General features: G+C 72.1%; 12 protein-coding genes. 5 read left to right on the top strand and 7 right to left on the bottom strand.

The annotated features are described in order from the left end of the window. Position 1: 1 nt before the first annotated feature. Entirely contained in the window at positions 2–769 is a 768-nt protein-coding gene (locus tag AB0C16_RS29140; RefSeq protein ID WP_357687317.1) for a class II aldolase/adducin family protein, read from the bottom strand. 177 nt (positions 770–946) lie between these two features. On the opposite strand from AB0C16_RS29140, the gene AB0C16_RS29135 reads away from it, so the two are divergent. The 3 genes from AB0C16_RS29135 to AB0C16_RS29125 all read left to right on the top strand — a co-directional run bounded on the left by AB0C16_RS29135 (position 947) and on the right by AB0C16_RS29125 (position 3,479). Continuing rightward, positions 947–1,891, top strand: coding sequence for a 2-dehydropantoate 2-reductase (locus AB0C16_RS29135; RefSeq protein ID WP_357687315.1), 945 nt, complete (start codon positions 947–949; stop codon positions 1,889–1,891). A gap of 97 nt (positions 1,892–1,988) precedes the next feature. After that, on the top strand, positions 1,989–2,786 hold the full coding sequence (locus tag AB0C16_RS29130) for a TIM barrel protein (protein ID WP_357687314.1): 798 nt from the start codon (positions 1,989–1,991) through the stop codon (positions 2,784–2,786). Between the two features lie 9 nt (positions 2,787–2,795). Beyond that, entirely contained in the window at positions 2,796–3,479 is a 684-nt protein-coding gene (locus AB0C16_RS29125) for an SDR family oxidoreductase (protein ID WP_357687312.1), read from the top strand. A 283-nt stretch (positions 3,480–3,762) separates the two neighbouring features. On the opposite strand, the gene AB0C16_RS29120 is transcribed toward AB0C16_RS29125, so the two are convergent. The 3 genes from AB0C16_RS29120 to AB0C16_RS29110 form a co-directional block, all read right to left on the bottom strand. After that, positions 3,763–3,993, bottom strand: a complete 231-nt coding sequence (locus AB0C16_RS29120) for a (4Fe-4S)-binding protein (protein WP_357687310.1) — start codon at positions 3,991–3,993, stop codon at positions 3,763–3,765. A 38-nt stretch (positions 3,994–4,031) separates the two neighbouring features. After that, a complete protein-coding gene (locus AB0C16_RS29115) occupies positions 4,032–5,252 on the bottom strand; it encodes a cytochrome P450 (RefSeq protein WP_357687308.1) in 1,221 nt (406 codons plus the stop codon). A gap of 194 nt (positions 5,253–5,446) precedes the next feature. Then, a complete protein-coding gene (locus AB0C16_RS29110) occupies positions 5,447–8,947 on the bottom strand; it encodes an indolepyruvate ferredoxin oxidoreductase family protein (RefSeq protein WP_357687306.1) in 3,501 nt (1,166 codons plus the stop codon). 288 nt (positions 8,948–9,235) lie between these two features. On the opposite strand from AB0C16_RS29110, the gene AB0C16_RS29105 reads away from it, so the two are divergent. Both AB0C16_RS29105 and AB0C16_RS29100 read left to right on the top strand, forming a co-directional pair. Next, positions 9,236–9,520, top strand: a complete 285-nt coding sequence (locus tag AB0C16_RS29105; protein ID WP_357687304.1) for an FAD-binding protein — start codon at positions 9,236–9,238, stop codon at positions 9,518–9,520. 53 nt (positions 9,521–9,573) lie between these two features. Then, positions 9,574–10,077: an Lrp/AsnC family transcriptional regulator gene (locus tag AB0C16_RS29100; protein ID WP_357687302.1), complete on the top strand. Its 504-nt coding sequence runs from the start codon at positions 9,574–9,576 to the stop codon at positions 10,075–10,077. A gap of 98 nt (positions 10,078–10,175) precedes the next feature. On the opposite strand, the gene AB0C16_RS29095 is transcribed toward AB0C16_RS29100, so the two are convergent. From AB0C16_RS29095 to AB0C16_RS29085, 3 genes are all read right to left on the bottom strand, one after another. Beyond that, positions 10,176–10,637 (bottom strand): helix-turn-helix domain-containing protein, encoded by a 462-nt coding sequence (locus AB0C16_RS29095; RefSeq protein ID WP_357687300.1) that lies wholly within the window; start codon positions 10,635–10,637, stop codon positions 10,176–10,178. Between the two features lie 209 nt (positions 10,638–10,846). Next, positions 10,847–11,752, bottom strand: coding sequence for an SPFH domain-containing protein (locus tag AB0C16_RS29090; protein WP_357687298.1), 906 nt, complete (start codon positions 11,750–11,752; stop codon positions 10,847–10,849). Positions 11,753–11,872: 120 nt separating this feature from the next. After that, positions 11,873–12,637, bottom strand: coding sequence for an ABC transporter permease (locus AB0C16_RS29085; RefSeq protein WP_357687296.1), 765 nt, complete (start codon positions 12,635–12,637; stop codon positions 11,873–11,875). Between the last annotated feature and the right edge of the window lie 3 nt (positions 12,638–12,640).

Below are 12,640 nucleotides of genomic sequence, written 5' to 3'. Positions count from 1 at the left end.
CCTACCGCCCCGCCTCCGCGAGGACCGCGAACAGATCGGGGTCGCTGCGCAGCAGCCGCCGGTAGTTGGCCGCCCACATCTGCTCGCGGAAGCTGCTCTTGAGGTACGCCGAGCGGTAGCTCTCGGCGGTGGTGCGGTCGAGCGGCCGGCCGTTGACCGCCATCGCGGCCAGCTGGTAACCGGCGCAGAGCTCCATCAGCAGCGCCTCCACGGTCACGTGCTCAAGGGTGTCCCCCACGTGCAGCGAGCCGTGGTGGCCCATGAGCAGGGCCTTGCGCCCGCCCAGCGCCTCCACCATCAGCTCGCCCTCCTCGGACGGCACCAGGTTCGGGTCGTCCACCCACGGCACCACCTCGTCGAGCAGCAGCGCCGCGTAGTCGTAGTAGACGCCGAAGGGCTCGCCCGTCGTGCTGAGCACCGACATGTTCTTGGCGTGGGTGTGGATGACGCAGTTCACGTCGGGCCGGGCCTGGTAGATGGACGCGTGGAAGTTGATCCCGACCGACGCCGGCAACGTCGCCGGCTCGATGACCTCGAGGTCGAACCCGACCTTGCTCACGTGCTCGGGCAGCGTCTCGTCGAAGTACTGGAACGGGGTGACCAGAAACGCGTCCTCGCCCGGCACGCGAAGGCTCACGTGGCCGCCGACCTGACTGTCGAGCCCTTCCCTGTGCAGGATCCGCCGAGCGGCGGCGATCTGGAAGCGCGGGTCGCTCTCGCTGGTGACACGGCGGGAGGCGGCGGCGCTCATGTTCTCGGTGAGACTCACGGGATCCTCCGTTTCGGCTGCCGCCCGGACGGCGGCACCACCTGTCCCACGAAGGCTAGCCGTGTGCCCTTTACGGCGCTAGGGTTCTAGTGACGCTCAGTTCCGGACTGTCGCTCGCGCGCATCCCGCCATGGCGGCGACGGCCCGCGGCGCCCACATCGTCAACCTGGAGGACTGGTGACAGCAGGACGGATCGGAGTCCTCGGAGCCGGTGGGATGGGGTCCGCCTTCGCGGCCTTCCTCGCCAGGGCCGGCCACGACGTCGTCCTCATCGGCCGTGGTGGCGAGCATGCGCGGGCGATCGCCGACCGAGGCCTGGTCGTGCGGCCCCCCGGCGAGACGTCCTGGTCCGTCGGCCTCGACGTCGCCCTCCACGCGGCGGACCTGCCCCCGGCGTCGCTGGACGCGGTCGTCATCCTGACGAAGACGTACGACACCTCGCCGGCCGCGCGGTCCGTCGTGCCCGCCCTCGCTCCGGGAGGGGTCGCGGTCAGCCTGCAGAACGGCCTCGGGCTGGCCTCCCGGCTCGCCGCCGTCTTCGGCGAGGAGCGCTCGCTGGTCGGCGCCACGACGGTCGGCGCCGCGCTGCTGTCCCCCGGCCGGATCTCCATCTCCGGCGCCACGGCCACGGGCGAGACCTTCACCTGCATGGGCGAGATGGACGAGGCCCGGGGCGGGCGGCGGGCGGCCGGCCTGGTCGGCGCGCTGAACGCCGCGGGCTTGCCCGCCACCCACACTCCGCAGGTGAGCGAGCAGATCTGGCGGAAGCTCGCGCTGGCCGTCATGAGCCCGGTCAGCTCGGTCCTGCGGCTGACCGTGGGCCAGGTGTGGGCCACCGCCGAGGGCCGGTCGCTGGTGCGGCAGATGTTCGACGAGGTGGTGGCGGTCGCGTCCGCGCAGCGGGTGATCCTGGACCCCGACGACGCCTGGGCCCACGCGAGCCGGGTGTTCGAGGGCACGGGCGAGCACTACACCTCCATGTGCGCCGACGTCATGAACGGCCGCGAGACCGAGCTGTCGAGCATGGCCGGCGCCGTCCATCGGCTGGCCGCCGAGCGGGGCGTTCCGGCGCCGGCGCACGGCTTCGTGCTGGGCATGCTCGGAGCGCTGGGCGTCAGGTGAATCCGGCCACGACCGGCCATCAATCGTAGTGATCAATATAACGACTAGAGTTCGCCGTCGTGGATTCGCGGCCATCCGACCGAAGGGCGTTACGAGGGTGATCTCACTCGCGGCAGGAACCGTACTGGATGCCCGTCCCACGCGGGTCCTCGAAGCGGCGGGCGCCGCGGGTTACGACGCGGCCGGCCTGCGGCTCGACCCGGCGTCCGTCAGCCTCACCGAGGCGGCGCGGCTGCGCCGTCAGGCCGACGACCTCGGGCTGCGGGTGCTGGACGTCGAAGTGGTGCGGCTGGGTCCGGGCCGCCCCGTGGACGACCGGCGACGGCTGCTCGACCTGGCCGAGACGCTCGGAGCCCGGTTCCTGCTGACCGTGAGCGAGCACGAGGACGACGCCGCCACGGCGGCCGACCTGTGCAGGCTCCACGACGCGGCGCGGGGTCACACCACCCGGATCGCCCTGGAGTTCATGCGGTTCACCGGCGTGCCGAGCCTGGCCGCCGCGCTCGCCCTGCTGGAGGGGAACGACCTCACCGACGCCGTCGTGGTCGTGGACGCACTGCACCTGCACCGCGCCGGGGAGTCGCCCGAGGATCTGGCCGGCGTCCCGGCGGGACGGATCGGCTACGTGCAGCTCTGCGACGCGCCGGCGCGCGCGCCGCACGGGCTCGAGGCGCTGTCCCGGGAGGCGAGGCACGAGCGCCTGGCCCCCGGAGAGGGCGAGCTGCCCCTCGCCGGACTGCTGGCCCAGGTGAGCCCCGCCGTCCCGCTCAGCGTCGAGGTCCAGTCGGATCGGCTCGCCGCCCGATGCGACCCCTTCTCCAGGGCCGGGCACCTGCTCGCCCGCACGCAACGGCTGCTGGCTTCCCTCGACGGACGAAGCCGCGCGACGACCTAAGGAGTGGTCATGTCAAGAATTCTCGTGACCGGCGGCGCATCGGGGATCGGTGCGGCGGTCTGCCGGCATCTGGACGGCATCGGGTGGACGGCCATCCCGGCCGACCTCCATGCCCCCGAGGGCGGCTTGACCCTCGACACGACCGACGAGGCCGCGTGGGAGCGGGCCCTCGACGCGGCCGGCCCGCTGGACGGCCTGGTGAACTGCGCCGGGATCCGCAACCGGGCCGGCATCACCGAGCTGGACCTGGCCGGCTTCCAGAGGATGCTCGACGTGCACGTCGTCGGCACCTTCCTCGGCATCCGGGGAATGGCGCGGCGCTGGGCGGCCCGGAACGCGACCGGCGCGGTGGTCAACATCGCCTCGGTCGTGGCCACGAACGCCGTCGCCGGGCAGATCCACTACGTGGCCGCGAAGGGGGCGATCGCCGCCATGACGCGAGCGGCCGCCGTGGAGCTGGCTCCGGTCGGCGCGCGGGTGAACGCCATCGCCCCGGGGATCATCCGGACGCCGATGACCGCCGACCGGCTGACCGACCCCGCCCAGACGGCCTGGCTGATGTCCCGCGTTCCGGCGGGCAGGGCCGGGGAGCCGGAGGAGATCGCCACCGTGGCCGCGTTCCTGCTGTCCGACGCCGCCTCGTACGTGAACGGCGTCCTGCTGCCGGTCGACGGGGGATGGACGGCGAGCTGAGACACCGGCACCGTCCGCGAGCCGAGTGCACTCCGAGAGCCGGGCGACCTCCGAGAGCCGGGCGACCTCCGAGAGCCGGGCGACGTCCGAGAGCCGGGCGACGTCCGGCTCACGGTGGACCGGGCCGATGCACGGGCGGGGCCGGGCGAGCTCAATCGAGCGCCGGCCGCGTCGTGGTCAGGCCGGCGAGCTCGGCCGAGCGCGGGGGCCGGCGCGCTCAATCGAGCGCCGGCCGCGTCGCGGACAGGGCCGGCGCGCTCGGCCGAGCGCGGGGCCGGCGCGCTCAGTCGAGCGCGACCTCGGCTCCCTGGTCGAACACCTGGATGGCGCCGGAGGGGCAGTTCCGCGCGATCTCGATGATGTCGTCGTCGCTCAGCGCGCTCACGTCACCCGTGGGCTCGGCGATCTCGTCGTCGTCGAACCGGAAGGCCGCCGGCGCGTCCGCCACGCACTTGCCCGAGCTGATGCAGACGTCCTTGTCGACCCGTACCTCGAAACCCATCTGCTCCCTCACCTGATCGCTCCGAATTCGATGCCCGTCCGGGCGCGCACTCAGCCCAGCAGGGCGGGGTACGTGCCCCAGTAGGGGCGCTGCGTGTGGGCGTCGCGCTGCGGCGGATTCGCCGGGTCGCGCCGGACCCCCTGGTTGAACAGATACCGCACCGCGCCGGGCACCAGGCCGAACAGGTGCGTGCCGGGATCGGTGTCGCCTCTCGGCACCACACCGGCCGCCAGATCCTGTCCGATGCACACGTGGATGCCGGCGGCGAACGACAGGCCGAACGGGCCGACCCCCGCTGGCAGCTCGCGGTACGGGTTGAAGTCGGCGGCGTCGGGCCCGAACACCTCCGGGTCGCGGTTGACGGCCTGCAGGTCGACGATGACCTTGGCGCCCTTCGGGATCTCCGTCCCGGACTTCAATGACACGTCGGCCAGTGCCCACCTCATGCCGACGGGGCTGGAGGGGTTGAGCCGGACCGTCTCGTGCACGCACCGCTGCACGAAGAGGGGGTCGTCGGCGACGCGCCCGGCGTCCTCGGGGTGGTCGGCCAGCCAGCCCAGGATGTGGTCGATGGACCGGACGAACGCGGTGGCGCTGGTGTGCGCGCCGGCCAGCAGGAAGAAGGCGATCTCGCGCCGTAGCACGTACGCGGGCAGGTCCAGCTCGTCGTTGCTGCGCAGCAGCGTCATGAGGACGTCCTTCGGCAGGTCGTCCTCGGTGATCTCTCCCGCCTCCAGCGCCGCCAGGGCCTCCTTCCTGCGGGCGATGGACGGCTTGAGGAACTCCTCGTCCCACTCTTCGAGGGCCTGGCTGATCCGGGCGGCGAGGGCCTGCTTGTCCTCGGTGGAGTGCGCGAGCGTCGCGCCCTTGATGAACCACTGCATGTAGTCGTACAGCCGCCGGGTCTCCTCGGCGGTGCCCTCCGGCCGGTCGATCCCGGCGGTCAGCGCGGCGAGGTTGAGCATCAGCTCGTGCCCGAGGTGGACCAGGTCGACGCCGCCCTTGGCCACGTAGGGGGCCAGGGTCCGCTCCGTCACCTTGGGGAACAGGTCACGCTCGTAGTGGTCGAAGGTCTCGCGCCGGAAGATGCGGTTCTCGACCCGCCGGCGTCGCCGGTGCTCGTCGCCGTGGAGGTTGACCAGAACGTCCTCCATGACGACCTCCCCCTCGTCGTAGAGCGCCTGCCGCAGGTCCTTCTGGCGGTAGACGTCCTTCGCCGCATCGAAACCGCTGATGGTGAAGGTGGCGACGCTGGCTTCTGGGGTGATCATTCGCGACATCCTCCGGATCGGGCCTGGCGTTCAGCATGTAGTCGGTAGAACACTCACGTCAAGACCTACTCAAGGGTTAGGACAAAGATCGTGTGCAGGCATGGAGCCGGACGAGCAACGGTGGTTAGGAGACTTGACACTAGAGGCGAACCTTCGTGCGACTCCCCCGGCGGGGCCGGTGCCGAAACCCGTGGTCAGCGCAGGAGCCGCAGCACTCCGTCGCCGAGCGGGACACCGAGTTCGGCGCGCCGCTCGCGGTAGCGCTGGACGCCGGCCAGCTTGACGCCCTCGTAGCCGCACACCAGCTCGGCGGCCTCGGCGACCGCCACCGCCCGGTCGTGGCTCGCGGCGTCGAGCGTCCGCGCCAGCTCGGTGACCACGTCCCGGTATTCGGCCGCCAGCGCCCGCTCGAGGCGCCGGACGCGCGCGAACCCGAACGGGTCCAGAGGCGTGCCTCTCAGCACCCGGCCCCTGGCGAGCGCGCGCAGCACCGGCCGGAACCAGGGGCCCAGGACGAGCTTCCGGTCGACTCCCATCGAGCGCAGCATCGGTGGATGCAGGTTGTAGGTCATTTTCGCGGCACCGGGGACCTGCGCGGCGACCGACGACTCCAGGGCCCGGTCGGTGAGGAGCCGGGCCACCTCGTACTCGTCCTTGTAGGCCCAGAGCCGGTGCGCGCCGCGGGCCACCGCCTCGCTGAAGGCCGTCGCGTCGCCCACGGCGCGCTCCGCCGTCCACGCGACCTCGACGAGGTCGGCGTAGCGGCGGGCCGCGTCCGCGCCGGAGTGGGCTTGGAGTCCCGCGGCCCGGACGCCCGTCAACCGGGCGGTCTCGCCCCGCATCGGCCGGCCGGCCAGGAACTCCGATCCATCGGGTACGGCCGGCCGCGCGGGCCCGCCGGAGGCTCCCGAGACGGCCCCGGCGAACGCGGCGGGATCGGCGACGCTGACCCTGCCCCAGCGGAAGGCGGCCGTGTTGAGGTCGACCTTCACCCCGTTGAGCGCGATCGCCTCCTCGATGGCCCGCGCGGTCAGCGGCAGGGCGCCGGCCTGGAACGCGGCGCCGACGACCAGCAGGTTGGCCACGTCGGTGGAGCCGAACAGCGCCTCGGCGGCGCCGAGCGCGTCCAGCTCGTGCAGCGTGGACGCCGAGCGCCGCAGCCGCGCGAGCATCGGCCCGGCGTCCGGGTAGGTGACGCCGGGGTCGTAGACCATCTCCCCCGTCGGCGTCCGGCTCGTCGAGGCGATGGTGACGGTGCGGCCGGGATCGGCGAGGGTCAGGTGCCGGGCGTCGGCGGCCACGAGCAGGTCGAACGCCAGGACGGTGTCGGCGCCGGCGGCGCTGACCCGGTTGGCCGGCTCACCGCCGCCGGCCGAGAGCCGCAGGTGCGACGTCACCGGGCCGGCCTTCTGCGACAGGCCGGTCTGGTCGAGCCCGGCGCTGCGCAGGCCATCGTGCAGCGCGGCGGTGGCGAGGATGGCGTTGACCGTCACGATGCCCGTGCCGCCGATCCCGGCCAGGAACACGTCGAACGTCGGGCTCGCCGCGGGGAGGACGGGATCGGCCACCGCGGGGGGCTCGGGCCGCTTCCCGGAGGCGGACTTCCGGGGCGCGCCGACCCGCACCGTGACGAAGGACGGGCAGTCTCCCCGCAGGCAGGTGTAGTCGGTGTTGCAGGAGGTCTGGTCGATCCGGGTCTTGCGGCCGAGCTCGGTGTCCACGGGCTGCACCGACAGGCAGTTGCTCTTCACCCCGCAGTCGCCGCACCCCTCGCAGACGCTCTCGTTGATGACGACCCGTCGCGTCCGCTCGGGGAGCCGGCCGCGCTTGCGCAGCCGCCTGGCCTCGGCGGCGCACTGCTGGTCGAAGATCAGCACGGTGACGCCCGGCGTGTCGCGCAGGAGCCGCTGCGCCTCGTCGAGCCGGTCACGGTGCCAGACGAGCGTTCCCGGCGCGAACCGGTCCCGCCTGGGGTAGCCGCGAGGCTGCTCGGAGCAGACGACGATCCTGGACACGCCTTCGGCGTGCAGCTTGCGCGTCAGCGCCGGGACGCTCAGGGAGCCCTGGGGGTCCTGCGCGCCGGTCATCGCGACGACCTGGTTGTAGAGGATCTTGTAGGTGATGTTCACCCCGGCCGCCACGCACGCCTGCAGCGCCAGCTGGCCGGAGTGGAAGAACGTGCCGTCACCGACGTTCTGGAAGATGTGCGGCACGTCGGTGAACTGCGCCTGCCCCAGCCACTGGACCCCCTCACCGCCCATCTGCGTCAGGGACGTGACCTGCGAGGTCTCGCGATCGGCGATCGTCACCATGGTGTGGCACCCGATGCCGCCGGCTCCGAGCGACCCTTCGGGCAGCACCGTCGACCGGTTGTGCGGGCAGCCGCTGCAGAAGTAGGGCTTGCGGGCGGCCGTCGGTGTCAGGCTGAGCGTCATCCGGGGCGCCGGCGGGGGCGGGGCCAGCTCGACCCGGCCGGTGAGCAGCCGGCGCAGCGGCCCGGCCAGCCGGTCGGCGGTCAGCAGCCCACCGGCGGGCACCAGCGGCCCGCCGTCCGCGTCGCGCTTGCCCAGCACCGCCGGTGAGCCGGACGAGCCGTACAGGAGGTCGCGCACCTGGCTCTCGACGAAGGCGGTCTTCTCCTCCACGACGACGATCTGCCGCAACCCGCGCGCGAACGACCGCAGGGTGGCGGACCCGAGCGGGTAGGGCATCCCGATGCGCATGAGCCGGATCCCGGCCCGGTCCAGACCTCGCTGGTCGAGTCCCAGGTCGAGCAGGGCCTGCCGCACCGCGTCGTACGTCGCCCCGGGCGCGGCGATCCCGAGCCAGGCGTCCGCGGGGTCGACGTCGACGACGTCGAGGGGGTTGGCGGCTCCGAACGCCTCGACCATCGCCCACCGGGGGCCGAACAGGTCGTCCTCGGCGAGCAGGCTGTCGGTCGGGGACAGCAGGGTGCGCTGCCGGTAGGTCCACGGCCGCCCCTCCCACTCGAGCGAGGGGATCTCGATCCGCAGGCCGGCGAAGTCGCGATCGACGGTGAAGATCCCGTCGGCCACGCCGCCCACGACCTTGACGCCGACCCAGCAGCCGGACGCCCGCGACAGGGCGACGCCGTACAACCCGAGGGCGACCAGTTCCCCTGCGTCGCGCGGATACAGCACCGGCAGCCCCATCGCGGCCAGCGCGCGCTCGCTGACACACGGCAGCGTGGACGACGACGACCCGGGATCGTCTCCCGCGAGGGCCAGCACCCCGCCGCGCGGGTCGACGCCGTACGTGGACGCGTGCCGGATCGCGTCGCCCGACCGGTCGACGCCGGGGCCCTTGCCGTACCAGATGCCGACGACGCCGTCGTGGGTCCGGCGGCCGGCGGGCAGCGCGGTCTGGCTGCCCCAGACGGCCGTGGCCCCGAGCTCCTCGTTGAGACCGGGCAGCAGGCGTAGGTCGTGGTCGTCCCGCAGGGACTTCAGGCCCGCGAGCGTCTTGTCGAGCCCGGCCAGCGGGCTGCCCTGGTATCCCGACACGAAGGTGGCGGTGCGCAGGCCGGCCCGGCCGTCGCGCTCGTGCTGCTCGGCGATCAGTCGGGCGACGGCCTGGACGCCCGTCAGCAGCACCGGACGGGCTCCCGGGCGATAGCGATCGGCGAGACTGATCCGGGCCTCAGCACCGGCGACCGACTCGGTGGTCTGGGTCACGGCACCCTCTTTCATCGAGCTCAGAGCTGACGTATTTGTGCGCTAATGTGCGGTTAGAGCGTCCAATTAGTCAACGTTCTTCCAGAATTTTGAGCATGCTGCGCAGTTGGCGACCATCGCGAGCGATGACAGGTGAGCACAGCGACCAGCATCGACCGGCTCGACGCGGAGCTCCTGATCGCGCTCTCGGCCGCCCCCGGGCGGCACCAGCGAGGTGCCGTCCTTGGTCAGGTTCTGTGTATGTAGGCCCCGGCCGGACGCCCGGCGAGCAGGCGTTCCCACAGCGCCATGAGGACCCCGGCCGGCACCGGGACCGGGTCGAGCGGCGTCCACATCGACGGCGACGGGCACGTGCTCGACGAGGCGGGGAATGTGATCCCCGGCCTGTACGCGGTCGGATCCGTCGCGGCTCTCACCACGACGGGGAGCGGCTACAACAGCGGCTTCGCCCTCGGCCGCGGCATCACGCCGGCCTACCGGTCTCGGACGAGCCGGGCGCCGGATCCATCGGAGCTGACGCCGATGTGCGCTGACCCGAAGTCAGATGGTCAGGATGTCAACACCCTGCGATAATCTTGAGCTTCTTGCTCAGCCAGCAGCCACGGCGACCGACGACAGGTGAGCGCTTGACCAGCATCGACCGGCTCGACGCGGAGCTCCTGATCGCGCTGTCCGACGACCCCCGGGCCGGCACCAGCGAGCTCGCGGCCAAGCTGGGGGTCGCCCGCAACACCGTCCAGGCCCGCTACCAGCGGCTCGCCGAGTCGGGGATCCTGGCGGGCTTCAGCGCCCGCGTCGACCTCGAACGTCTCGGCCTGCCGGTGATCGCGTTCCTGCACCTGCAGCTCGCGCAGGGTGCTCTGCAGGAGGTCACCGACGGGCTCGGGCGGCTCAGCCACGTGCTCGAGGTCTGCACCACCACCGGCACCAGCGACGTCATGGCCCGGGTCGCCTGCCGCAGCCACGCCGAGCTCCAGTCGCTGATCCAGGAGGTCCTGACCATCCGCGGCGTCGTCCGCTCGACCACCGAGATCGCCCTGACGACCCCGGTGCAATATCGCATCGGCCCGCTCCTCGAGACGCTGACCAGCGGCCAGGGCCGCGGCCGCAGCGGCGGACCACGCCGCTGACCACGCCGCTGACCACGCCGCTGACCAAGCCGCTGACCACGCGGCTGACCACGCGGCTGATGCCGGTGACGGTGCTGATGCCGGTGACGGTGCTCGGCTCAGCGGCCGGGGGGCATGCCGGGGCCGCGCCGGGCGCTGACCTGGGCGGGCGCGGGGGTGGCCGCGCAGGCTTCGCAGGAGAGGCGCTGGTGGACGGTGCCGCCGCAGCCGTCGTGCTCGTAGATGATCGGCGGCCCGTTCGGAGCGGCCCAGCGGTCGCCCCAGTGGGTGAGCGCGATGATCACCGGCTGGAGGTCGAGCCCTTTGCCGGTCAGGACGTACTCGCGCGTCTCGGGGGCGTCCGGCTGGGGCCTGGTCTCCATCAGGCCGGCCTCGACGAAGCGTTCCAGCCGGTTGGCCAGGATGTTGGGCGCGATGCCCAGCCGGCGCTGGAACTCGGTGAAGCGGGTGGCGCCGGCGAACATGGCGTTGCGGATGATCAGCAGACTCCAGCGCTCCCCGACCACCTCCAGGGCACGCGCGGCCGAACAGACCTCGTTGTCGTACAGCCTGCCGAGCATCGGACGCTCCTTCGCCACGGGTGAGTCACCTGCGGCACACGACCGCCGCCCAGGTTGCTTGCATCATGCTAGTAGTGCGGCCCGCGCCGCTCCACAGGAGGACCGCGCACACGGCCGCCGGGCCAGCATGCCACTCCCGCACGACTGCCCGATCCCTCGCCGGCGGCACGGCCCCCGCCCGACCCGCCGTCGAGGCGCCCCGCGCCGGCCTACCGCCGGTCCGCCTCCTCACCCGCGTGGTAGGCGAAGGACCTGCGCACCACCTCGTCGGCCTGTGCCAACTCGGGCGTGGCCGGGTCCGGCAGTTCCTCCGGTTCGCCGGATTCCTCCCAGGACCGTTCGGCGCCGCGCTCGGCGGGCCGCGAAGCGCGGTCGAAGAAGCGCAGCAGCTCCACGGGCAGGGGCATGACCAGCGTGGAGGACTTCTCCGCCGCCACCTCCACCACGGTCTGCAGCAGCCGCAACTGGAGCGCGCCCGGAGTCTCGGACATGATGGCCGAGGCATCGGCGAGCTTCCGCGCGGCCTGGAACTCACCTTCCGCGGTGATCACGCGGGCCCGCCGTTCCCGTTCGGCCTCGGCCTGCCTGGCCACGGAACGCTTCATGGACTCGGGCAGATGGACGTCCTTGATCTCCACGCGGTCGATGTGGATGCCCCACCCGAGCGCCGGGCTGTCGATCATGAGCGCCAGGCCCCTGTTCAGCTCCTCACGGTTGGACAGCAGGTCGTCCAGCTCGCTCTTACCGATGATCGAGCGGAGCGACGTCTGCGCCACCTGCTCCACGGCGAACAGGTAGTTCTGCACCTGGACGGCCGCGCGCAGCGGGTCCTGCACGCGGAAGTAGGCGACGGCGTCGACCTGGACGGAGACGTTGTCACGGGTGATGCCCTCCTGCGCAGGCACCGGCATCGTGACGATCTGCACGTTCACCTTCTTCATCCGGTCCACGCCCGGAATGATCAGGTTGAGACCTGGCTGGCGGATCTTCCGCTGGGCCTGGCCAAGGCGGAAGATCACGCCTCGCTCGATCTGGTTGACGATGCGGATGCCGCTGAACCCGGCCCAGATGACGAGGAGGGCGATCAGCCCAAGCACGATATTAATGATCATCATCGGCCTATCCCTTCCACTCCAAGGCTAGGTCCGAGCCGGGTCAGGCGATCCTCACGTCCTGGTCAAGAAGGCGATATCACCCGGCGTCCGGCCCACCTGCCGCCGAACCCCGGCGGGCGGCTACGCGTCGCGCACCCGTAGCAGCAGCCCGCCGCCCAGCAGCGCCGTCATGGCCCAGGCGGCCGGCACGGCCAAGCCCGCCCAGGGGCTGAGGGGCAGGCTGGTGAGGTTGGTGGTGGCTTGGATGGCGAGCCCGGCGTTCATCGGGGAGATCTGCCACACAAGCCGCTGCCAGTCCTCGTCGGCGATCATCAAGAGGAGGGCGGGAAAGAGGTAGAGCAGGCCGAGCACGACCCCGATGGCGGTCGCGGAGTCCCGCACGGCGGTGGCGACCCCCAGGCTGAACAGGGCGATCAGCGCCAGGTAGAGGACCGAGCCGAAGGCGGCGCGCAGCATGGGGCCGCTGGTGAGGATGAGCATCTCGGGGGCGAAGCCGTTGTCGAGCAGGATGCGCCGCGCGAGCAGCGCGGAGGCCGGCACGGCGACGCTCCCGGCGATCAGGGTCAGCCCGGCCAGGAGGATCGCCTTGGCGGCCAGCACACAGGTCCGGTGTGGCATGGCCGTCAGGGTGACGCGGATCATGCCGGTGCCGTATTCGCCGCTGATCGTCAGGACGGCCAGGACGGCGACGGCCGCCTGGCTCACCTGGACCCCGAAGAGGCTGATCTTGGCGGGGTCGTAGCCGCAGTCCTCCGAGGCACAGGACACGACGGCGGAGGCCGCGACGCTGACGGCGACGGTCAGCACGACGATCGTGAGCAGCAGCCGGCCGGTGCCCGCCAGGGTACGGAGTTTCGTCCACTCCGCATGCAGGTGCTCTCTCATGCG

The organism is Nonomuraea sp. NPDC048916, assembly GCF_040649575.1.
Classification (GTDB): domain Bacteria; phylum Actinomycetota; class Actinomycetes; order Streptosporangiales; family Streptosporangiaceae; genus Nonomuraea.
The sequence above is the reverse complement of the archived record's forward strand: the minus strand, read 5'-3'. Positions and strand labels throughout refer to the sequence as shown.